Origin of the sequence: Klebsiella sp. CN_Kp066 (assembly GCF_040065135.1) — a bacterium.
Classification (GTDB): Bacteria; Pseudomonadota; Gammaproteobacteria; order Enterobacterales; family Enterobacteriaceae; genus Klebsiella; species Klebsiella oxytoca.
In genome coordinates, this window is the sequence record NZ_JBEAIU010000060.1 from 61,096 (window position 1) to 81,944 (window position 20,849).

21 protein-coding genes are annotated in these 20,849 nt (G+C 53.3%); 7 read left to right on the plus strand and 14 right to left on the minus strand.

What is annotated here, in order from left to right; all coding sequences use genetic code 11:
- Positions 1 to 169: 169 nt before the first annotated feature.
- From pnp to ABLV75_RS26605, 6 genes are all read left to right on the plus strand, one after another.
- The gene (gene pnp, locus ABLV75_RS26580; protein ID WP_004106089.1) at positions 170 to 2,308 is read left to right on the plus strand and encodes a polyribonucleotide nucleotidyltransferase; all 2,139 of its coding nucleotides are present in this window, start codon (positions 170 to 172) and stop codon (positions 2,306 to 2,308) included.
- 107 nt (positions 2,309 to 2,415) lie between these two features.
- Positions 2,416 to 3,300, plus strand: a complete 885-nt coding sequence (nlpI, locus tag ABLV75_RS26585) for a lipoprotein NlpI (protein WP_004106088.1) — start codon at positions 2,416 to 2,418, stop codon at positions 3,298 to 3,300.
- Positions 3,301 to 3,400: 100 nt separating this feature from the next.
- Complete coding sequence (gene yrbN, locus ABLV75_RS26590; RefSeq protein ID WP_085903200.1) at positions 3,401 to 3,481, plus strand: protein YrbN; 81 nt, start codon at positions 3,401 to 3,403, stop codon at positions 3,479 to 3,481.
- Positions 3,474 to 5,426: a DEAD/DEAH family ATP-dependent RNA helicase gene (locus ABLV75_RS26595; protein ID WP_004106087.1), complete on the plus strand. Its 1,953-nt coding sequence runs from the start codon at positions 3,474 to 3,476 to the stop codon at positions 5,424 to 5,426. The genes yrbN and ABLV75_RS26595 overlap by 8 nt, the downstream gene beginning before the upstream one ends.
- Before the next feature lie 144 nt (positions 5,427 to 5,570).
- A complete protein-coding gene (mtr, locus tag ABLV75_RS26600) occupies positions 5,571 to 6,815 on the plus strand; it encodes a tryptophan permease (RefSeq protein WP_348855219.1) in 1,245 nt (414 codons plus the stop codon).
- Positions 6,816 to 6,913: 98 nt separating this feature from the next.
- Entirely contained in the window at positions 6,914 to 7,855 is a 942-nt protein-coding gene (locus ABLV75_RS26605) for a LysR family transcriptional regulator (RefSeq protein WP_004106085.1), read from the plus strand.
- Here the strand turns inward: ABLV75_RS26605 and ABLV75_RS26610 are convergent.
- From ABLV75_RS26610 to ABLV75_RS26670, 13 genes are all read right to left on the minus strand, one after another.
- The gene (locus tag ABLV75_RS26610; protein WP_004106084.1) at positions 7,818 to 8,249 is read right to left on the minus strand and encodes a HutP family protein; all 432 of its coding nucleotides are present in this window, start codon (positions 8,247 to 8,249) and stop codon (positions 7,818 to 7,820) included. The two genes, ABLV75_RS26605 and ABLV75_RS26610, sit on opposite strands and share 38 nt — an antisense overlap.
- 43 nt (positions 8,250 to 8,292) lie before the next feature.
- Positions 8,293 to 9,063 carry a malonate transporter subunit MadM gene (gene madM / locus ABLV75_RS26615; protein ID WP_004106083.1) on the minus strand — a complete coding sequence of 257 codons (771 nt, stop codon included), beginning with the start codon at positions 9,061 to 9,063 and terminating at the stop codon, positions 8,293 to 8,295.
- Positions 9,063 to 9,458: a malonate transporter subunit MadL gene (madL, locus tag ABLV75_RS26620; RefSeq protein ID WP_004106082.1), complete on the minus strand. Its 396-nt coding sequence runs from the start codon at positions 9,456 to 9,458 to the stop codon at positions 9,063 to 9,065. The genes madM and madL overlap by 1 nt, the downstream gene beginning before the upstream one ends.
- A gap of 268 nt (positions 9,459 to 9,726) precedes the next feature.
- Positions 9,727 to 9,945 carry an acetyl-CoA carboxylase biotin carboxyl carrier protein subunit gene (locus tag ABLV75_RS26625; protein WP_004106081.1) on the minus strand — a complete coding sequence of 73 codons (219 nt, stop codon included), beginning with the start codon at positions 9,943 to 9,945 and terminating at the stop codon, positions 9,727 to 9,729.
- Positions 9,946 to 9,967: 22 nt separating this feature from the next.
- Positions 9,968 to 10,654, minus strand: a complete 687-nt coding sequence (gene mdcG / locus ABLV75_RS26630; protein WP_004106080.1) for a malonate decarboxylase holo-[acyl-carrier-protein] synthase — start codon at positions 10,652 to 10,654, stop codon at positions 9,968 to 9,970.
- Positions 10,651 to 11,754 carry a hypothetical protein gene (locus ABLV75_RS26635; protein WP_004106079.1) on the minus strand — a complete coding sequence of 368 codons (1,104 nt, stop codon included), beginning with the start codon at positions 11,752 to 11,754 and terminating at the stop codon, positions 10,651 to 10,653. Before ABLV75_RS26635 ends, mdcG begins: the two co-directional genes overlap by 4 nt.
- An 18-nt stretch (positions 11,755 to 11,772) precedes the next feature.
- On the minus strand, positions 11,773 to 12,657 hold the full coding sequence (gene mdcE / locus ABLV75_RS26640; protein WP_004106078.1) for a biotin-independent malonate decarboxylase subunit gamma: 885 nt from the start codon (positions 12,655 to 12,657) through the stop codon (positions 11,773 to 11,775).
- Complete coding sequence (locus ABLV75_RS26645) at positions 12,654 to 13,583, minus strand: biotin-independent malonate decarboxylase subunit beta (protein ID WP_004106077.1); 930 nt, start codon at positions 13,581 to 13,583, stop codon at positions 12,654 to 12,656. The genes mdcE and ABLV75_RS26645 overlap by 4 nt, the downstream gene beginning before the upstream one ends.
- Entirely contained in the window at positions 13,576 to 13,908 is a 333-nt protein-coding gene (mdcC, locus tag ABLV75_RS26650) for a malonate decarboxylase acyl carrier protein (RefSeq protein ID WP_004106075.1), read from the minus strand. The genes ABLV75_RS26645 and mdcC overlap by 8 nt, the downstream gene beginning before the upstream one ends.
- 11 nt (positions 13,909 to 13,919) lie before the next feature.
- Positions 13,920 to 15,587 carry a malonate decarboxylase subunit alpha gene (gene mdcA / locus ABLV75_RS26655; RefSeq protein ID WP_004106073.1) on the minus strand — a complete coding sequence of 556 codons (1,668 nt, stop codon included), beginning with the start codon at positions 15,585 to 15,587 and terminating at the stop codon, positions 13,920 to 13,922.
- Positions 15,588 to 15,599: 12 nt separating this feature from the next.
- Positions 15,600 to 16,808: a Na+-transporting malonate decarboxylase, carboxybiotin decarboxylase subunit gene (gene madB, locus ABLV75_RS26660; RefSeq protein ID WP_004106070.1), complete on the minus strand. Its 1,209-nt coding sequence runs from the start codon at positions 16,806 to 16,808 to the stop codon at positions 15,600 to 15,602.
- Between the two features lie 154 nt (positions 16,809 to 16,962).
- Positions 16,963 to 17,853 carry a triphosphoribosyl-dephospho-CoA synthase CitG gene (gene citG, locus ABLV75_RS26665; protein WP_004106066.1) on the minus strand — a complete coding sequence of 297 codons (891 nt, stop codon included), beginning with the start codon at positions 17,851 to 17,853 and terminating at the stop codon, positions 16,963 to 16,965.
- Between the two features lie 455 nt (positions 17,854 to 18,308).
- Positions 18,309 to 18,863 carry a hypothetical protein gene (locus tag ABLV75_RS26670; RefSeq protein WP_004106065.1) on the minus strand — a complete coding sequence of 185 codons (555 nt, stop codon included), beginning with the start codon at positions 18,861 to 18,863 and terminating at the stop codon, positions 18,309 to 18,311.
- Between the two features lie 279 nt (positions 18,864 to 19,142).
- Here ABLV75_RS26670 and ABLV75_RS26675 point away from each other — a divergent pair, with 279 nt between their 5' ends.
- Positions 19,143 to 19,793: a murein L,D-transpeptidase family protein gene (locus ABLV75_RS26675; RefSeq protein ID WP_224226779.1), complete on the plus strand. Its 651-nt coding sequence runs from the start codon at positions 19,143 to 19,145 to the stop codon at positions 19,791 to 19,793.
- Between the two features lie 42 nt (positions 19,794 to 19,835).
- On the opposite strand, the gene ABLV75_RS26680 is transcribed toward ABLV75_RS26675, so the two are convergent.
- Entirely contained in the window at positions 19,836 to 20,843 is a 1,008-nt protein-coding gene (locus ABLV75_RS26680; RefSeq protein WP_004106061.1) for an LLM class flavin-dependent oxidoreductase, read from the minus strand.
- Positions 20,844 to 20,849 lie beyond the last annotated feature (6 nt).

A 20,849-nucleotide genomic window follows, 5' to 3' on the forward strand; every position in this document is an offset into this window, starting at 1 on the left:
CATGTATTGTTGCTATTAATGATCTTCATGCAGAGGTTCGCGCGGCTAATGAGAGGCTTGACTCGCAGGGGCGGGTAAAGGTTGTCATTAGTCGCGAGGATGCAGAAGATCGGGTCATACGATGTCTTATCGTGGATTTGACATCATCTATAGATAAAAGGATAGAATTTTGCTTAATCCGATCGTTCGTAAATTCCAGTACGGCCAACATACCGTAACGCTGGAGACCGGCATGATGGCGCGCCAGGCAACTGCCGCCGTTATGGTTAGCATGGATGACACCGCGGTATTCGTTACCGTAGTCGGCCAGAAAAAAGCGAAGCCAGGCCAGGATTTCTTCCCGCTGACCGTTAACTATCAGGAGCGTACTTACGCTGCTGGTAAAATCCCGGGTGGTTTCTTCCGTCGTGAAGGCCGTCCGAGCGAAGGCGAAACCCTGATTGCGCGTCTGATTGACCGCCCGGTTCGCCCGCTGTTCCCGGAAGGCTTCGTTAACGAAGTTCAGGTTATTGCGACCGTCGTTTCCGTTAACCCACAGGTTAACCCGGATATCGTCGCGATGATCGGCGCTTCCGCTGCGCTGTCTCTGTCCGGTATTCCGTTTAACGGCCCAATTGGCGCCGCGCGCGTGGGTTATATTAATGACCAGTACGTGCTGAACCCGACCCAGGAAGAGCTGAAGTCCAGCAAACTGGATCTGGTTGTTGCGGGTACCGAAGCCGCAGTACTGATGGTTGAATCCGAAGCTGAACTGCTGAGCGAAGACCAGATGCTGGGCGCGGTCGTGTTTGGTCACGACCAGCAGCAGGTTGTTATTCAGAACATCAACGACCTGGTGAAAGAAGCCGGTAAACCGCGTTGGGACTGGCAGCCGGAAGTGGTTGATGCCGCGCTGAACGCGCGTGTCGCTGCGCTGGCTGAATCTCGCCTGAGCGATGCGTACCGTATCACCGACAAACAGGAGCGTTATGCTCAGGTTGACGTGATCAAATCCGAAACTATCGCGACCCTGGTTGCGGAAGATGAAACCCTGGACGCTAACGAACTGGGCGAAATCCTGCACGCAATCGAGAAAAACGTGGTGCGTAGCCGCGTACTGGCCGGTGAGCCGCGTATTGATGGTCGTGAAAAAGATATGATTCGTGGTCTGGACGTTCGTACCGGCGTTCTGCCGCGTACCCACGGTTCAGCACTGTTTACCCGTGGTGAAACTCAGGCGCTGGTTACCGCGACCCTGGGCACCGCACGTGACGCGCAGAACATCGATGAGCTGATGGGCGAGCGTACCGACTCCTTCCTATTCCACTATAACTTCCCTCCGTACTCCGTAGGCGAAACGGGAATGGTCGGCTCTCCGAAGCGTCGTGAAATCGGTCACGGTCGTCTGGCTAAGCGCGGCGTACTGGCCGTGATGCCGACTATCGAAGAGTTCCCGTACACCGTACGCGTGGTTTCTGAAATCACCGAATCGAACGGTTCCTCCTCCATGGCTTCCGTTTGTGGCGCTTCTCTGGCGCTGATGGACGCAGGTGTGCCGGTGAAAGCCGCCGTTGCGGGTATCGCAATGGGTCTGGTGAAAGAAGGCGACAACTTCGTCGTACTGTCTGACATTCTGGGCGATGAAGATCACCTGGGCGATATGGACTTCAAAGTTGCGGGTTCCCGTGAAGGTATCTCTGCTCTGCAGATGGATATCAAAATTGAAGGTATCACCAAAGAGATCATGCAGGTTGCTCTGAACCAGGCTAAGGGTGCGCGTCTGCACATCCTGGGCGTGATGGAACAGGCGATTAACGCGCCGCGCGGCGATATCTCTGAGTTCGCACCGCGTATTCACACGATCAAGATCAGCCCGGACAAAATTAAAGACGTTATCGGTAAAGGCGGCTCCGTTATTCGCGCGCTTACCGAAGAAACCGGCACCACTATCGAAATCGAAGATGACGGTACCGTCAAAATCGCAGCAACCGATGGCGACAAAGCGCAGCACGCGATTCGTCGTATCGAAGAGATCACCGCTGAGATCGAAGTTGGCCGTATCTATAACGGTAAAGTGACCCGCATCGTTGACTTTGGCGCATTCGTTGCCATTGGCGGCGGTAAAGAGGGGCTGGTTCACATCTCTCAGATCGCCGACAAGCGCGTTGAGAAAGTGACCGACTATCTGCAGATGGGTCAGGAAGTGCCGGTTAAGGTTCTGGAAGTTGACCGTCAGGGCCGTGTCCGTCTGAGCATCAAAGAAGCAACTGAACAAACTCAGCCTGCGGCTGCGCCGGAAGCTCCGGCTGCCGAACAGCAGGGCGAGTAAGGTTGCCGTTTGCCCTCCGCATTGCGGAGGGCGCATTGCGGGCAGGAAGCCCTGTTTGCAGCCGGGGAACTGGACGTTCATCCAATCGTTGTCTTCGGGAGTGGGAAATGAAGCCTTTTTTGCGCTGGTGTTTCGTGGCGACAGCTCTCACGCTGGCAGGATGCAGCAACTCTGCCTGGCGTAAGGACGCAGTCCTCGCGGTGCCATTGCAACCGACTTTGCAGCAGGAAGTGATTCTGGCGCGCATGGAACAAATTCTTGCCAGTCGGGCTTTAACCGATGACGAACGCGCACAGCTTTTATATGAGCGCGGAGTGTTGTATGATAGTCTCGGTCTGAGGGCATTAGCGCGAAATGATTTTTCACAAGCGCTGGCAATCCGACCGGATATGCCTGAAGTATTCAATTACTTAGGCATTTATTTAACGCAGGCAGGCAATTTTGATGCTGCCTATGAAGCGTTTGATTCTGTACTTGAGCTTGATCCAACTTACAACTACGCGCACTTAAATCGCGGCATCGCTCTGTATTACGGCGGTCGCGCTAAGTTAGCGCAAGATGATCTGCTGGCGTTTTATCAAGACGATCCCAATGATCCTTTCCGAAGCCTGTGGCTTTATCTCGCCGAGCGTCAGCTCGATGAGAAACGGGCGCTTGAAGCACTGAGACAGCGCTTAAACAAGTCGGACAAAGAACAATGGGGATGGAACATTGTCGGGTTCTACCTTGGCGACATTAGCGAAAAAGAGCTAATGGACCGTCTGAAGGCAGACGCAACGGATAACACCTCGCTCGCTGAGCATCTCAGTGAAACCAACTTCTATTTAGGTAAGTACTACCTAAGTCTGGGGGACAAGGACAGCGCTACGGCACTGTTCAAACTGGCGGTCGCAAACAACGTTCATAACTACGTTGAGCACCGATACGCATTGTTGGAATTATCGCTCTTGGGCCAGGAGCAAGATGACCTGGCAGAATCGGACCAGCAATAGCTGACGAACACATCAGCCCTTTTTTGATTGCCATCACCTTAGCGGGTGAGGGCGTTGTTGTTCGTTAATACACCTACTTTGAGCCGGTTCACACTTTTCAATGAAAATTACCGTAAATTTTCACGATGAGTTATGTAGACTGGCCGCCATTAATTTTGAGGCACACGTACTACATGGCTGAATTCGAAACCACATTTGCAGATCTGGGCCTGAAGGCTCCCATCCTTGAAGCGCTTAACGATCTGGGTTACGAAAAACCATCTCCGATCCAGGCTGAGTGCATTCCGCATCTGCTGGGCGGCCGCGACGTTCTGGGTATGGCCCAGACGGGTAGCGGTAAAACCGCAGCGTTCTCTTTACCGCTGCTGAACAACATTGATCCTGAGCTGAGAGCACCGCAGATTCTGGTGCTGGCGCCGACCCGCGAACTGGCGGTTCAGGTTGCTGAAGCAATGACGGAGTTCTCTAAACATATGCGCGGCGTAAACGTGGTTGCCCTGTACGGCGGCCAGCGTTATGACGTGCAGCTGCGCGCACTGCGTCAGGGGCCGCAAATCGTTGTCGGTACCCCGGGTCGTCTGCTGGACCACCTGAAACGCGGTACGCTGGATCTCTCTAAACTGAGCGGTCTGGTACTGGATGAAGCTGACGAAATGCTGCGCATGGGCTTCATCGAAGACGTAGAAACCATTATGGCGCAGATCCCGGAGGGTCATCAGACCGCTCTGTTCTCTGCCACCATGCCGGAAGCGATTCGTCGTATTACCCGCCGCTTTATGAAAGAGCCGCAGGAAGTGCGCATCCAGTCCAGCGTCACGACTCGCCCGGACATCAGCCAGAGCTACTGGACTGCTTACGGTATGCGTAAAAACGAAGCGCTGGTGCGTTTCCTGGAAGCGGAAGATTTTGATGCGGCGATTATCTTCGTTCGTACCAAAAACGCGACCCTGGAAGTGGCCGAAGCGCTGGAGCGTAGCGGCTATAGCAGCGCTGCGCTGAACGGCGACATGAACCAGTCCCTGCGTGAGCAGACTCTGGAGCGTCTGAAAGACGGTCGTCTGGATATCCTGATTGCAACCGACGTTGCGGCTCGTGGCCTGGACGTTGAGCGTATTAGCCTGGTGGTTAACTACGATATCCCGATGGATTCCGAGTCTTACGTTCACCGTATCGGCCGTACCGGTCGTGCGGGTCGCGCTGGCCGCGCGCTGCTGTTCGTTGAGAACCGCGAGCGTCGTCTGCTGCGCAATATCGAACGTACGATGAAGCTGACCATTCCGGAAGTTGAACTGCCGAACGCAGAGCTGCTGGGCAAACGTCGCCTGGAAAAATTTGCCGCGAAAGTTCAGCAGCAGCTGGAAAGCAGCGATCTGGATCAGTACCGCGCGCTGCTGGCGAAAATCCAGCCGTCTGCCGAAGGCGAAGAGCTGGACGTGGAAACGCTGGCCGCAGCGCTGCTGAAAATGGCGCAGGGCGAACGTCCGCTGATCCTGCCGCCGGATGCGCCTATGCGTCCTAAGCGCGAGTTCCGCGACCGTGACGATCGTTTCGAACGTCGTGGCGACCGTAACGATCGTGGCCCGCGCGGCGATCGCGGTGGCGAAGATCGTCCGAAGCGTGAGCGTCGTGACGTTGGCGATATGGAACTGTACCGCATTGAAGTGGGCCGTGATGACGGCGTTGAAGTTCGTCATATCGTTGGCGCCATCGCGAACGAAGGCGATATCAGCAGCCGTTACATCGGTAACATCAAGCTGTTCGGTTCTCACTCCACCATCGAACTGCCGAAAGGTATGCCGGGCGAAGTGCTGCAGCACTTTACGCGTACCCGCATCCTGAACAAGCCGATGAACATGCAGCTGCTGGGCGATGCTCAGCCGCGCCCTGAGCGCAGCGGCGAACGTCGTGGCGGCGGTGAGCGTCGTGAAGGCGGCCGTAGCTTCGGCGGCGGTGAACGTCGTGAAGGTCGTGGTTTCGGCGGTGAGCGTCGCGAAGGCGGCCGTGGTGAAGGTCGTCGTTTCAGCGGTGAACGTCGCGAAGGTGGCCGCGCGCCGCGCCGCGATGATGCTTCAGCGCAGCGTCGTGACGACTCCGCAGGTCGTCGTCGTTTCGGTGGCGATGCATAATTAGCGCTTTCCGCTAACGTAAAGTAAACGATACAGCCCCGATCTTAACGATTGGGGCTTTTTTTATTTCCTTTGTACTCGTGTACTGGTACAGTGCGTCACGTTGATAACAAGAAAAGTATTTTCGACTGGAGATTTCGGCAAATGGCGACACTTACCACTACGGCAACCCGACCGTCCTTATTTGGCGGCGTAGTGATTATCGGCGGGACAATTATTGGTGCGGGCATGTTTTCGCTGCCGGTTGTAATGTCCGGCGCATGGTTCTTCTGGTCTCTGGCGGCGCTGGTTTTTACCTGGTTTTGTATGCTGCATTCCGGGTTGATGATCCTCGAAGCGAACCTGAATTATCGGATTGGTTCGAGCTTCGATACCATTACTAAAGATCTGCTCGGTAATCGCTGGAATCTGGTTAACGGCGTGTCGATCGCCTTTGTACTTTATATTCTGACTTACGCCTATATCTCCGCCAGCGGCTCGATCCTGCACCATACGTTTAGTGAAATGTCGCTGAACGTACCGGCAAGGGCGGCTGGTTTTGGTTTTGCGCTACTGGTGGCGTTTATCGTCTGGTTGAGCACCAAAGCGGTGAGCCGCATGACGGCCATTGTGCTGGGAGCTAAGGTCATTACCTTCTTTCTGACCTTTGGCAGCCTGTTGGGACACGTCCAGCCGACCACGCTGTTTAACGTGGCTGAACAAAATGCCTCGTATATGCCCTATCTGCTGATGACGCTGCCGTTCTGTCTCGCATCTTTCGGCTATCATGGCAACGTGCCGAGCCTGATGAAGTACTACGGCAAAGATCCGCGCACAATCGTGAAATGCCTGGTTTACGGTACGCTGCTGGCGCTGGGTCTGTACGTGGTGTGGCTGCTGGTGACGATGGGTAATATCCCGCGCCCTGAATTTATCGGCATCGCGCAGAAGGGGGGCAATATAGATGTCCTGGTCCAGGCGCTCAGCGGAGTGCTGAACAGCCGGAGCCTGGATCTGCTGTTAGTCATCTTTTCGAACTTTGCCGTTGCCAGTTCATTCCTTGGCGTAACGCTCGGCCTGTTTGATTATCTGGCGGATCTGTTCGGCTTCGATGACTCCGCGCTGGGACGTTTTAAAACTGCGGTACTGACCTTCGCTCCGCCGATGGCGGGAGGTTTGCTGTGGCCGAACGGATTCCTCTATGCGATCGGCTATGCAGGTCTGGCCGCGACGATCTGGGCGGCAATTGTACCGGCGCTGCTGGCTCGTGCATCGCGTAAACGTTTTGGCAGCCCATTGTTTCGCGTTTGGGGTGGAAAGCCGATGATCGCTTTGGTGCTGCTGTTTGGGGTGGGTAGCGTTATCGTGCACTTTCTCTCAAGCTTTAACGTATTACCCACCTATCAATAATTGAATTTTCTGCCGAGCCAGATTTAACGATCTGGCTCAAAAAATATTTTCTTTAGTTCTCTTACTATAAATATTGTCTTGAATAAGGGAATATTTATATGCTGAATAACGATATTACTCTACGTAAGCTCGAGATTTTCCTTAGCTATATGGAGTCGATGAATATATCAAAAACTGCGGAGTTGATGAACATTTCATCCGTTAGCGTTCATCGTGCACTTCATTCACTGGAAGACAATTTACGCTGCACTTTGTTTACGCACAATGGCCGTAATCTCTATCCTTTGCCTGGCGCCTGGGTTATGCAGAAAGAGGCTCGTGAAGTCATTAATGCAATGGAACGCTGCGTTTATCTTACCCGCAAAGCTTCGGGGTATCATTCTCAAGTGTTACGTTTAGGGTTACTTTATTCACTGGTTCTGAAGACAGCCCCGCAAATTGTTCAGGGATTGAAAAAACGCTGTCCGGAATTGACAATTGAATTTATCATGAATTCTAATAAGAAATTGTTAGAAGCGCTTAATGAAGAAAAAATCGATGCGGTCCTGATATCGACACCTGACGATTACAATACCCAGTTATTTGAGACATGGACGATATTCTCTGATTCTATCTTTCTCGCGGTTCCGGTAAGCGAAGCCGATAGTTTATCTGCCCCCGTGGATTTGCGGCATTTGCAGAATAAAAAATTTATTGCTCTGAGCGAAGGTTTCGCCACCTGGCGGGGCTTTCAGGAAGCATTCCAGATTGCCGGTTTTATTCCAGAAATCACGGTGCGGGTCCATGATATTTTTTCATTGATGAGTATGGTTAATGCTGGGATGGGTTACACCCTAATACCGGGGAGGATGAGCGGCCTGTTTAGTCACGGTATTCGCCTGTTGCCACTGCAGGAACCTTACCGAATGGAGCAAGAAATCTCGCTGGTCTTCCCTCGTAGTCAGGAAAATCACCCGGGCCTTTTGTCTTTGTTAGCCGAGTGTCGTATGTACGCAAGGAAGCTTATGCTGGAGAAAAGCGAGACAGAGAAAATCCCATAATCTCATGACTCAATCGCTGATAGACTACAGTTTCGCCGTAGATAGAGACGGCAAGCCATCCAGGATTACTGACTAAGGCTATCTTGATTTTGATCCGTTCGCTATTAATATTGTTAGCTAAAGCATGGGTCAGCGCCTGATGGCTGGCCTGGCATAACGTAAAAATGGCAGGCTCCTGACGCGTAATAATCTGATGTTTAAAAGCACAGCCGATGACGCAGCGTTGGAGCTTATTTTTTATTTCATCCGCCGTTCCCGTCATAAAAGCAAAGCCCACTTTATGCTCAGGTTTATCAGCCTGCAGTTTCCTGCGAAAATCCTCTTCATCTTCAAGGGCACAGAGTGAGGCCAGTAGCGCAATTTGTCCTGGTTTCATTCGCTGGAATGAATACATAAAAATCCCTTAAGCCTGCCGTCGCTGCAGCAGGCGACAGTCATTAAAAGAAGGGGGCCAGAGAGAGATAGAGCGCGGAAGGAGCCAGCAGACACCCAAGCCCGGTATAAAACGTTGCCGTCATTGCGCCATAGGGAACAAGTTTGGGGTCCGTTGCCGCCAGTCCGGCGGCCACACCGCTGGTAGAACCCATTAATCCGCCATAGACAATGGCGGCGGCAGGTGAATTAAGACCTGCTGCTTTCGCTACCAGCGGTGTCAAAATCATGACTGCGATGGATTTAATTACGCCAGCGGCGATGCTAAGAGCGATAACATCGGAACTCGCGCCAAGCGCTGCGCCGGTAACCGGACCCACGATGAAGGTGACGGCTCCGCCGCCAATGGTTGCCATACTGATTGCATCGGTATAACCAAAGGCCCATGCGACCAGCGCGCCGAGATAAAAAGAGAGAACTGTCGAAATAATCAGTGCCAGCGCGCCGGCCATGCCTGCTTTTTTCAGTTCTTCAAGCTTTACGCCAAAGGCGGTGGAGATAATGGCGAAGTCGCGAAACATTCCTCCGCCCATCAGCGCGATACCGCTGAAAATGCTGATGTCTGCCAGACCTTTTTTACCACCGGTCAATTCTCCACCAACCCATGCCAGCAGCAATCCCGCGACGATAGCAATGGCTGAGCTATGAATTTTACCGCGGAGCAGATGTGTTGAAAGCCAGCTTGCGGTCCAGCACACGATACCTACGACTACAAAGGCAGTAATCAGACCGTTACTGGTAAAGTTACCAGTTAAAATCTTTATGAGCTGTTCCATTATTTGCACTCCTCGCTGATGGCGGAGTTTGCCCTGACGCCGCGATTGCCGATTTTGCTTAATGGCTTAATCAGCAGGAAGCCGATGAAGACGGCGCCAATACCGGCAATAAGGGCTACCGGTCCGCCTTTGAGCGCAGCGATCACATTCTGGTTTGCGGACATGGCGACGACAATCGGGATATACATTGCATTCCAAAACCCTACCCCCTGTTCGGCGGGCCTGGAGAGCAATCCTTTATCCACCAATTTTTGCGACACGATGACTAAAAACAGCATCGCGAAGCCGATACCGCCGATGTTAGCCGTAATCCCCAGCAGCATGCCAAGAAGATCGCCAACGATGAGCCCGGCGAACATACACAATCCCATTAACATCAATCCGTAAATAATCATGATGTTTCTCTTAGTCTTTCCATACTAAAAGCGAATAACACAAAGCGGCCGATAGCACCCGCGTTTGGGAAAATGACAAGAAGTTAAACCAACGGCTTTTAGCACAGCGCGTTTTTATTTGCGGACATTCATAAAAACACAATTTTTCTCAGGCACTATGATTTATCATATCAGCAAGCAAAACACTTACTGATATGACATTAACATAGAAATAATTACACAAAGAATGTCGCATTGTTTTTTTTAATTAAATGCGTAGTGTCTCACTCTACTCTGCAATGATTTCAAATAATACCATGCCAGGGTTGACGCGATCTCCCGTATTGACCGCTAGCCTTTTTAATAACCCACTCTCCGGAGATGCAACAGGCATTTTCATTTTCATTGCTTCCAGTACAATCACAACCTGGCCTGTTTCAATTTTATCTCCTTCGGCGGCTTTAACTTCGTCGACAACGCCCGGAACTTTGGATTTCACTTCAGACATAATAATTTCCTTTTTGATATTTTTAACAGAGATATGTTCTAATTGCTGCCGAGACCTGCTGTCGCGATCTTAATTGAACATCACTCTCTCCTTTAGCCAGCAGAGTTGAGCTTCCGCTGAACCATTCTTTGATATTGATTGCGTATCCATCTGATAACTGAATCTCGCCATCAATACATAATTCAAATTGTTCTTCGATATGACACAAGCAGGTCCAGCATTCGCTTAGCTCGCCAGGCGCGGTGGGTAGAAAGCGCAGATCCAAATCGGAAAGCGCATCCGTCCAACGCCACGGTGTGACAATTTCCAGCGCTACCGAGCCCCATACGCCGAGCTGGATACCAGGCCAGCGCCATGCCTTACGTAATGCACTAAATGCGCTTAGGGTGTGAGCTCGATCGGTTACGGGAAGCGATGCTGTTTGCTCTGGCGTTGAGTAGCGTTTGATTGCTGATAACGCTATTTCCGTGGCCAGGCGTAATCGCTGTTCCTGCCAACGCAGTGGAAAGCAGAATCCCAGCGGAATACGCTCCGCTCCATGCTGGCCGCGGCGCACAATACCCGGCAGCAAACCGCTCAGCAGATATTTCCGCGCCTCCTGACGCAGGACATTGGGTAGGCCGCTAAAGGCATGATCCAGCTGCACGGCTATGGCCTCCAGCGCCGAATGTTCAAGCCAACACAAGGTATGTCGCTGCAGGGAGGTCATCGTGCTTTACACCATGCCGGATCGTTTTTCGCGTGCTGCTGTAAATCTCTCTGGGCTTGCAGCAAAGCATCAAACTGAGCCGTTGCTTGCGGACCGATAATATCCACAGGCGGACGTCCGGTGATGCATTCGCCGGGGATTGCCTTCGGCCAGAGCCGGATATGCGTTGCGTTCGCATCGGTTTTCAACTGCGTTGACACATGGCAAATTCGTCCCTTAATACGCAAAATTGTCCGCGCCACGCGCTCTACGATCTCCCTATGCCGTGCTGTGGTTGCCATAACAACCATGTCGTACTCCGGCGTGGTGCGCTGGCGCTTCCAGGTCTGGATTTCCCCCTGCGGATTGCAAAGATGGCCGCCCCCGGAGAGGGGAAAACTGTCGCCGGTCGGCAAGCCTCCCACCACAATCTCCCGCCAGTCGCCATTTTGCTGCGCGGGAACCAGCGAAATATCTTCACGTAGCGGAACGCCATCAAGCGCCAGCCAGCCGAACTCCTGACAGCCGTAAATGTCGTGTAGCGTATAGCCCAGCGAAGCCGCCAACGGAACTAACTCTTCATCCAGCGGAGTTCCCGCGGTTATCAGCGTTAGCTTCTTGGGTAGCCGGGCCGTCAGGCCCATCTTTAGCGCCTGCTCCAGAGCGGCGCGTAAAAAAGAGGACTCTCCCACCACCGCGTCAGGCGGTTGTTGGCACAGGGCGATCAGTAAGGCGTCCCGGCAGGAGTGGGTTAAAAACGACCAGCGAAGCCCGCTCTCCTCCAGCGCCTGACGGGTAAACACGTTAACCAGCGGCGCGTAGGTCACCAGCATATGCTGGCCTGTCCCTACGCTGCAGAGCGCCAAGGCCCGCTTTCCGGCGGCGGTCCGCAGCGGCAGTTCGTTATACGTCACACCGACGATATTCTGAAAAGCGCTGCTGCCGGTAGTGAAGGTCACCAGCGCCAGGTTAAACGGCGTATGGATCTCTTCAATGACGTGGGCCGCCGTTGGTCCGGCAATGCCTTTGTCATCCAGCGTACGGCGAGGCATCTCCACCAGCGAGGGTATACCCGGCTGGGCTTCGAGCAGCCATTCAAGCGTGGCGATGGGATTGTTCATCTTACCTTCCTCCCCGGCTCAGCCCGGCTCATATCGCGCGGCCACCTGCTGGAATTCAGCGCGCATTTGCGCCAGAATCACGCCGCGTATTTTTCTACCACCGCGCGCTTCGCCGGAAATTCCGCGGCCCTGTGGACCGGTAGACTGAAAACCTTCGGCCTCTTTTTGCCGACGAACTTCATCAATGTGACGAACGATAGTCTCTTTCATTGCCGGAATCGTTTTGATCAGCTCTTCAACGCCGCCCAACTGCCAGAAGAACTCCGGCCCTGCCGCAAACACCGGGTTGCTGCGGGAAAGCTCGCTGAGACGCTCTACGTCCTGGTGGGTAATACGCGCGATGCTGCTTAACGGCATCACGTGGATCATGGTGCCGAACTCCGAGGTCAGACTGAGGATATGGTCGGCCTGTAGTCCGTGGCAGAGAAATGCGCCGCTAATCGCGCGACCAATGACCATGGCGATAATCGGGTGCCCAGCCTGACGTGCTTCGGCCAGCGCCAACTGATAAGCTCCGGTAGCTTTATTCATGCCGATGATCTCTTCCAGCTTCCCCGGCCCATTCCCTGGGGTATCGACAATCAGCACCAGCGGACGTTTTTTACTTGCCGGTTTGTCCTGGTCCATCGCCAGCGTACGATAGACTGCCAGCGCCATTTTGTAGCCCTCTTCCAGGCCGATAACGCCGGCATAGACTACCGGAAAGCGGGGGTTGAATGTCATGGCGTCGTTAGCTATCACTGTGCAGATTTCGCCATTGATACTCGCGCTGCCGACTACAGCGCCGGGGCCGTAATCGTCGTAGGGCAGGTTGAGTCCCGACAGGGCATTTTCGACAAAGCTGCCCTCATCGACAATCAGGTCGATAGCGGCACGCCCCTGGCCAAGTAAATTTTCCATCATGCTTCCTCCATGGACAGGCGTTGGACATTGCTCAGGAAGGTTTCCAGATCCATATCAACCAGCGATTGCGGCGCTGAATTCCCCGCAGCCGCCCAGACATCGCGCGCATCGGCGGGAGCGAGTTCGTTGATTTTCCTCGTCAGCGCCATCTGCGTGCGGACTTTCGCCTCGCTGCCGATCCGACGCATTGCTTCAATCTCTGGCCAACTCAGATCGGCAATCAGCGAAGCCTGCTGGTGGAAAGCCTCCAGCGAATCGGCAATCAGGTAGTTGCAGTCACCAACGATATATTTGTGCTTGCCTCCGGTGGTGCGGAACACCAGCGCCCGATCAGAGGCGTCGAACTCGTTGCGGCCCATTTCCTGTTCTATAACCTCCGGGCCAGTCAGCCCGAGTCTGCCTGATTCGCTCATGACGATCAGGTCTGTCGCCGCAGCGACAAAACCCATACCGCCGAAGCAGCCGATCTTGCTGCCGATCAGCGCCACTACCGGTACACGGCCGCGCAGGGTTTGCAGCATATCCATGCATTCGGCATGGGCGAGCAAACCGGCATTAGCTTCATGCAGGCGTACGCCGCCGGTTTCAAACGAGATAAGCACGATGGGACGATGGGCCGGGTCGCGGGTTTGCGCCGCCAGCTCATCGGCCAGCATCAGCGCACCGACCATTTTCGCGCCGCCCACTTCACCGACGGAACCGCCGATGAAGCGGCCTTCCTGAGAGATAACGATAGCCGGATGCTGACCGAGCAAGCCGATTCCGGTGACAACGCCATCGTCAAACTCTACTGCTTCGCCCAGCACCGGCAGATGCGGACTAATCTGTTTCGCCGCTGGGCCAATCAGCTCGGTAAATGTGCCTTCATCCACCAACCCTTCGGCGCGAGTGCGGGCGCTGGCCTCCAGAAAACGCTGATCATTCATGATGGTTTTCTCCCTGCATGGCCTGTTGTAATGCTTGCTGAAGTCTTAACGCCACCACGGCGGGCGTGGCGTTGTTATCGTTGATGCTAACCTGCATATCGCCCAGCGGACCGTTATCGAGAAAACGGGTGAGGACGATTTCCCAGATAGCATCGAATCCGGTGACCGGTGTACAAATGCTGATGTCGATTCCGCCTGCCAGTGCTTTGGGTACCAGCAACACTTCCAGATCTCCGGAACCTACGATGCCGCAGTGTACGGTTTGCGGCAGAGACGGACGGTCGCTTTTGCCGCTGAAATGATGTGATATTTGATGTAAAGCCATTTGCTATCCCCTTACCAGTTACGGAACCGAGCCGGTGGGTTGTATAGTCCGCCGGACCACTCGACCAAATCGCGAATACTCTTCGCCGCCAGCATCTGACGGTTGGCACGCCGTCTGTCGATGCCTAAATCCTCCGGCGTTTGAACGATACCGGCTTTGCGTAACGCCTGGGTCTGAGCCAGATCGGCGGCAAGACCAATATCGGTGTAGCCCGCGACGGCGCGAATTGCCGCCATTCGCTGTTCCAGTCCTTCGCAGCGGTGCAGATGGGCGATTCCTTCTTCGGTGAGCACGTGGGTGACGTCATCGGCGTAAACCATCACCGGCGGTAGCGCGAGACCGGCTTTTTCCGCCAGTTTCCAGGCATCAAGTTTGTCAACGAAGGCCGGCTGACGCTTTTCACGGAAGGTCTCCTGCATCTGTACGACCAGGCGCTTGCCGCGCGGCATATCGCCAATCAGCTGCTGCTGCGTGGCGTTGAACTCTTCGCCACACTTGAGCCAGGAGTGAGTGATGTGGCGGCGACCTTTGGCATCACAACCCATATTTGGCGCGCCGCCAAAACCGGAAACGCGGCTGGCGGTGGCGGTACTGCTGTTACCATACTTATCGATTTGCAGCGTACCGCCGATAAACATATCCAGGGCATAATGACCAGCGGCCTGGGCGAAGGCGCGGTTGGAACGCAGGGTGCCATCCTGGCCGATGTAAAAAATGTCGGGGCGTTCAGCGACATATTTTTCCATACCCAGTTCGCCACCAAAGCAGTGAACGGACTGGATCCAACCGCTCTCGATCGCCGGGATGAGGGTGGGGTGCGGATTTAGCACCATATGGGTACAGGCTTTGCCCTTCAGCCCCAGCTCCTCGCCGTAGGTCGGCAGCAGCAGTTCGATGGCGGCGGTAAAGAAGCCGATGCCGTGGTTAATTCGTTCGACGCCGTACTCGGCATATATGCCCTTCAGCGCCATCATCGCCATCAGTACGTGGGTATCGGTGATCAATGCCGGATCGCGAGTGAAGAGTGGCTCAACGTAAAAAGGACGCGGCGCTTCGATAACCGCATTCACCCAGTCCCCGGGAATATCGACTCGCGGCACCCTATCGACGATCTTGTTCACCTGGGCAATGACGATCCCCTGGCGGAAGTGGGTGGCTTCGGCGATCACCGGCGTATCTTCAGTATTAAAACCGGTGTAGAGGTTACCGTCTTTATCCGCTTCGAACGCGGTGATCAGCGATACTCGTGGCGTAAGATCGACAAAATAGCGGCTGAACAACTCAAGATAGGTATGAATCGCCCCGAGCTTGATCTTGCCCTGCTGGATAAGCTGCGCGAGGCGACCATCCTGCGGTCCGGCGTAGGCGAAATCGAGCTTTTCAGCGATCCCTTTTTCGAACAGATCGAGGTGCGTGCTGAGCGGTACGGACGACTGCACCATATGCAGGCCAGAAATCTTCTCGGGATCGACTTTACACAGGCATTCTGCGAGAAAATCCGCCTGCTTCTGATTATTACCTTCAATATTCACCCGATCGGCGCTACGGATAATCGCCTCCAGCACGGCGACGGTATTCTTAGCATCAACGATCTTTCCATCACAAAAATACGGAGCCAGAAGGCTCAGCCGCTGCGCGGTATCATCCTTAAGTTGATGCCAGTTGTGCTCTTTAAGCATGTTTTTACTCCCTTATTTCAGCAGGAATAGCGTGGAGATAAAGACCCCGGTGGCGATGGCCGAAACAATCAGGCCGCTGACGCCCGCGCCCATTGCCAGAGGCAGGATGACGGCGTAAGGGTTTTCATGGCTGACTTCTTTCTGCGCGATTTTGGCGGTAGTAGGCAGGCAGGAAACGCCCGCGATACCGATTGCCGGGTTGTAGCGTCCTTTCGAGATAAGCCAGATAAACCAGCCGCCGAGCAGGGCGCCAACCGCCGAAATCGCCAGCGCGCCAATGCCGAGAATCAGAATGATGCCGACTTTCGGGTCAAGGATGGTTTGCGCTTCGCACAGCGTACCGAGCAGGAGGCCGAGGAACAGCGTTGCGGTATAAGTCAGGGTGGTTTCAAGCAGTTTCTGGAATGGTTCGATCTCCGCTTCTTTAATGGCAATGCCAAGGAAGAAGGAGAGGATCAGCGGCGCGGCGACCGGCAGCAGCAGGCACAGTAGCAGGCAGGCGCAGATCGTGAAGATGAACTTCGCTTTTTTCGATACGGTGGGGTATTCGATATCCACTTCCATACCGCGATATTTTTTCGGTACCAGCAGGCGCACCAGGTACGGATATCCCGCATAGGTGAGGCTCAGATACAGATAGGCGATGATGGCAATGGGGACAAATAAATTTGGCGCCAGAATTAAGGAAGCGAAGAGCACCATTGGACCGTCAGCGCCGCCGATAGTCGCAATAGAAGCCGCTTCGTTGGCGGGGAGACCGAATACTTCAATCCCCAGCAGCAGCGCGGCAAAGGTGCCCGCTTCGGCGAATAGCGCAACAATGATGCTGGCCCAGGGGCGGAGCAGAATAAAGCTGATGTCGCTCATCGCGCCGATGCCGAAGAAAACGATGCAGGCAATCAGACCGTTACTGAAAGTCAAGTTATACACTGGCTGCAGAAAGTTAATCTGCATGATATTGACCAGTTCGGTAGGATCGCTGATCATCGGGTCCAGAATTAACGTCCCGGTTTGCCCGCCGGCGAGAAAAAGCACTCCAGCGTTGACGGCAATCATGCCTAAACCCATCGGCACCATAATCAGCGGTTCGAGTTTGCGGCGAAAACCCATCCACGCCAGAATAAAGCCCAGAATGATTAATAATATTCGTGCAATAGCTATTTTGGGATCTTCAATAAAAAAGGTGCCAATGCCCGAAAAGAGCTTAACAAAGATATCCATAACATATATTCCTGATGACGCAAAAAAAGAGCGTGTTAGTCGTCGGTGATATTCAGTTTATTCATTACCCTATTAACACCAACAATTATTCCGACGACAGCAAATGAAATAAAAATCGTCATGCCATATGTTAGTAATGTGTATAAATAGATACTCATATCTCTTCCTCGTTAGGATCCTCTTGCGATTGAAAGCACAGAAAATACATCGCCAGGGTCAACGCTAATAAATCTGCTGACCCTCCCGGGCTGACCCATTTTTCCAGGCACCATGTATTAAATTCAGTGAGCTCGTGCTCTATGGCGGGATGACTCATGCCTCCCAACTGTACCAGCCGCTGGGCGCGCTGTTTCATTTCGTCCAGTGCGCTGTAGCCTGCGCGTGAAAGCACCGTGGTATCATCGCAGCGAGCCATCAGCGCAAGCAGCGTATGGATGAGCGCTTCACGCCAGCTAAACCCTAGCGAAAGCGCCTGACGCAGAGCGGGAATGCCAATATGACAGACCAGTGGAAAGCCTTGTTCAGCCTCGCCGCGTACGCCGGTGATACCGAACTGTAGATAGAGCTTTTCACCATGGGTTTGTGCTGCACGCTGGGCGAGGGCGGCATAATCCTTGCGGCAGAGATCGAGGCAAATTCCGGCGACACACTGGCTTAATGATTCGCAGGAAAGCTTCTGTCCGCGACCTGTTAGCCAGCCCGCAGCCGCGGCCAGAATCGCACCTGCAAAGAGAATGCCGCGCTGAGTATTCACCTGGCGAGTCGCTTGCAGCAGTCTGGATTCGTATTGAATACCGATTGAACGTATTTGGGGAAATAAATCAGCCAGTGCCCCTTGATGATATTCTCCAGCCTGGGCGCAAGCGCTAAAACAAGGGGCTATTGCAGAAGTGCTGGTAATAAAAAGCCAGATATCCATATCGCGATGCGCGCCTTGAGAATTCGGCGTGACCAGCCCCGGTTTTGGCCAGGCGCAGACCTCCATTAATAGCGCTTTTAACAGACACTCACCGATTCTTTCTGCGTTGGCGGTTGGTTGGCTCATGGCAACTCTCTTTTCACGCGTTCATTTACGAAAAATAAAACAAGAGAGAAAGTAACATTGCTATTTTTAGAGAACAATTACGTCTGGGGTAACGTAATTACGCTCAACGTAACCAGAAGTGGAAAAGGGTGCGATAATCATGTGTACGGTCACAAATTGTCATTTGAGCGAAAAGAAAAAGCGACACAGATCACGCTCCCTGGGGGGGCGTATTATATTATCGCGATCTGCTTTGTTATTCATATTTAGTATTTTTGATAATTAAATGGAGGTGAAACGTTAGCGATAATTATCGGTGAAGCCTGGATAGAGGGGACATTGGCACAGGTATCTGGGCCGACCATCAGGAACATTACCCGAGGGCGCTCCGCTTACGTTGGCCGGGTAAGGCGTTAGTCATCACCGGGCATAACCTAAGTTCATTCACCAGAACCGCTTGGCTATCCGGCTCAAATTCAAATAAATCCCTGTTTGTCGTAGAGCTCCTCTGCCAGCGTTTCACCATGTTCGTCAAAGAAGGCGTTGGCAATGGCGATATTTTCCGCAGAGGTTTTTGACCGCAGCTGGCTACTGCCATCAGCGAACTCAAGATATATATCCGTTTCTGGCGACAGGCTCTGGGATGTGTCTCCCCACCAGTACGGATAGATTATCAGGAAGTTATTTGGTGTTGCTGGCGTGATATAGCTCTCCAGGCCGCGCAGGCAGACGATTAACGGCAGGAAGACGCTAAAACTTTCGGATAAGAAGATAGAGTCCATAGTGAGGAGCTGCTTTTCTTTATCGTAATGGATATGTTCTGCGTAGATATTATCCCGACTGTTACCTGAGTTGCAGCCTTTCAGCTGATGGAGCATTTTGCACGGATCGCCGCATACTCTTTTTTCTTCATTAAACCAAGCCAGCCAGTCGCTATAGTCGGTAATATTTTTCACCGGGGAGACAAAAAATTGCTCCAGCTTTTCTTCGGTGATATGTACATGAAGAAAAAATGATGAAGGTTCACTCATAATTCAATTCCTGTTGTTTAATCCGTGCAGGCTATTTTATATATCAGAAAACGTCAGAGGTGGCGAAGTAAAACTTAAGGTATATTACTTTTCAATGGGTTAGGTGGAATGGTTCCCGTGATGAATATTTTGTCTCAATGCTCTCAGGCCGGATTGAAGTATAGAGATCTGAATGTAATATATTACGCGGGCTAAACGTCATACAGGGATGTACGGTAAATGAAGAGTATTGTTTTTATTATTGCTGTGGCAATTTTTGCGGTGGTTTTTGTCTGGAACATGTTGCCGGAGAGGAGTGATTCGGTAATCTTCCTGCCGCAGGAAAAGACAAATTCAGCCTCAACGGTTAAACAGATGATTTATCCCGGCGATCGCCTGTTTATACGCATTTTGAAGGCGGAAGATAAACTGGAATTGTGGTTCAGTAAGAGCGGGAAGCCCTATGAACTCTATAACACCTGGACCATCTGCGCCTGGTCTGGCGGGTTTGGGCCGAAAAAGGCCGAAGGGGATGGTAAAAGTCCGGAGGGGTTTTACGCTACCACTAAAGCGCTACTGAATCCCAATAGCCGCTATCATCGGGCTTTTAACATTGGTTATCCCAACGATTATGATCGGGCTAACGGCTATACCGGCAGCTTTATTATGGTTCATGGGAGCTGCGTTTCGGCGGGGTGTTTCGCGATGACTGATGCCGGCATTGATGAGATCTATAATCTGGTGGCGCAGGCGCTGAACAGCGGGCAGGAAACCATTCCGCTTTATATCTTTCCGTTTTCCATGACGGAGCAGAATATGCAACGAGCTGCGATGTGGCCGGAATATACGTTCTGGCGTTCGTTAAAACCGGCGTACGACTATTTTGAGAAATACCACCGGCTTCCTGAAATTAGGGTTGTCAATCGGCGCTATACCCTTGTCACACCCTGATATTCAGGCGGCAAAAGTCGATTCGCCGCCTGATGAACAGCGCTACCCGATCAGCTCTTCTTTCACCTGCATCGCCAAATCAAATGAATGCAGGCGCGCCTGATGATCGAAGATTTGGCCGTTAACCATGATCTCATCAGCCTGGGTCTCCCGTAGAATCGATGCCAGCCCGTGGCGGATTTTCGCTTTATCGCCGACCAGCGACATGCTCAGCGCCTGCTGAACGCCGTACTGCTCTGAAGCGGACCACAGCTGATGCATATTTTGCACCGGCGGCGGCAGTTGTCCGGTCTCGCCCCGGCGCAGTTTGACGAACGCCTGCTGCATGGACGTAAACAGAAATTCCGCATCTCTGTCGCTATCGGCGGCAATAATGTTAATGCATACCATCGCATACGGCTTCTCTAACCGTTCTGACGGCTGGAAGTGGGTGCGGTAGAGGTGCAGGGCCTGGAAGAGCATATCCGGCGCGAAGTGCGAGGCAAAGGCGAACGGCAGCCCCAGCTGCGCCGCCAGCTGAGCGCTGTAAAGGCTTGAGCCGAGCAGCCAGACAGGTATCTTCTCGCCATAGCCGGGAACCGGCCGTACGTGCGGATTAGGATCGCGGGCGTCGAACCAGTCCACCAGCTCCGCGACATCGCGCGGGAAGTTATCAACATCGCCGCTCATATGGCGACGCAGCGCGCGCATGGTCGGCTGATCGCTACCTGGCGCGCGCCCAAGGCCGAGATCGATACGACCGGGGTAGAGCGTATTGAGCGTGCCGAACTGCTCGGCAATCACCAGCGGCGAATGGTTCGGTAGCATCACGCCGCCGGAGCCCAGATGCAGAGTGGTGGTATGGGCGGCAAGATAGCCAATCAGCACCGAGGTCGCGGCGCTGGCAATACCGACCATATTATGGTGCTCGGCCAGCCAGTAGCGATGATAACCGCGTTTTTCCGCCAGCTGCGCCAGATCTAAAGAGTGGGAGAAAGCTTCCTTTGCGGAAGATCCTTGCGGGATTGGCGCCAGGTCGAGCACCGAGAATGAAACAGATTTGTCAGTCATAAAGGC

Coding starts and splice junctions, on each gene's coding strand:
- nlpI (WP_004106088.1), top strand. CDS start 2,416: ATGAAGCCTTTTTTGCGCTGGTGTTTCGTGGCGACAGCTCTCACGCTG.
- yrbN (WP_085903200.1), top strand. CDS start 3,401: ATGAAAATTACCGTAAATTTTCACGATGAGTTATGTAGACTGGCCGCC.
- ABLV75_RS26595 (WP_004106087.1), top strand. CDS start 3,474: ATGGCTGAATTCGAAACCACATTTGCAGATCTGGGCCTGAAGGCTCCC.
- mtr (WP_348855219.1), top strand. CDS start 5,571: ATGGCGACACTTACCACTACGGCAACCCGACCGTCCTTATTTGGCGGC.
- ABLV75_RS26605 (WP_004106085.1), top strand. CDS start 6,914: ATGCTGAATAACGATATTACTCTACGTAAGCTCGAGATTTTCCTTAGC.
- ABLV75_RS26610 (WP_004106084.1), bottom strand. CDS start 8,249: ATGTATTCATTCCAGCGAATGAAACCAGGACAAATTGCGCTACTGGCC.
- madM (WP_004106083.1), bottom strand. CDS start 9,063: ATGGAACAGCTCATAAAGATTTTAACTGGTAACTTTACCAGTAACGGT.
- madL (WP_004106082.1), bottom strand. CDS start 9,458: ATGATTATTTACGGATTGATGTTAATGGGATTGTGTATGTTCGCCGGG.
- ABLV75_RS26625 (WP_004106081.1), bottom strand. CDS start 9,945: ATGTCTGAAGTGAAATCCAAAGTTCCGGGCGTTGTCGACGAAGTTAAA.
- mdcG (WP_004106080.1), bottom strand. CDS start 10,654: ATGACCTCCCTGCAGCGACATACCTTGTGTTGGCTTGAACATTCGGCG.
- ABLV75_RS26635 (WP_004106079.1), bottom strand. CDS start 11,754: ATGAACAATCCCATCGCCACGCTTGAATGGCTGCTCGAAGCCCAGCCG.
- mdcE (WP_004106078.1), bottom strand. CDS start 12,657: ATGATGGAAAATTTACTTGGCCAGGGGCGTGCCGCTATCGACCTGATT.
- ABLV75_RS26645 (WP_004106077.1), bottom strand. CDS start 13,583: ATGAATGATCAGCGTTTTCTGGAGGCCAGCGCCCGCACTCGCGCCGAA.
- mdcC (WP_004106075.1), bottom strand. CDS start 13,908: ATGGCTTTACATCAAATATCACATCATTTCAGCGGCAAAAGCGACCGT.
- mdcA (WP_004106073.1), bottom strand. CDS start 15,587: ATGCTTAAAGAGCACAACTGGCATCAACTTAAGGATGATACCGCGCAG.
- madB (WP_004106070.1), bottom strand. CDS start 16,808: ATGGATATCTTTGTTAAGCTCTTTTCGGGCATTGGCACCTTTTTTATT.
- citG (WP_004106066.1), bottom strand. CDS start 17,853: ATGAGCCAACCAACCGCCAACGCAGAAAGAATCGGTGAGTGTCTGTTA.
- ABLV75_RS26670 (WP_004106065.1), bottom strand. CDS start 18,863: ATGAGTGAACCTTCATCATTTTTTCTTCATGTACATATCACCGAAGAA.
- ABLV75_RS26675 (WP_224226779.1), top strand. CDS start 19,143: ATGTTGCCGGAGAGGAGTGATTCGGTAATCTTCCTGCCGCAGGAAAAG.
- ABLV75_RS26680 (WP_004106061.1), bottom strand. CDS start 20,843: ATGACTGACAAATCTGTTTCATTCTCGGTGCTCGACCTGGCGCCAATC.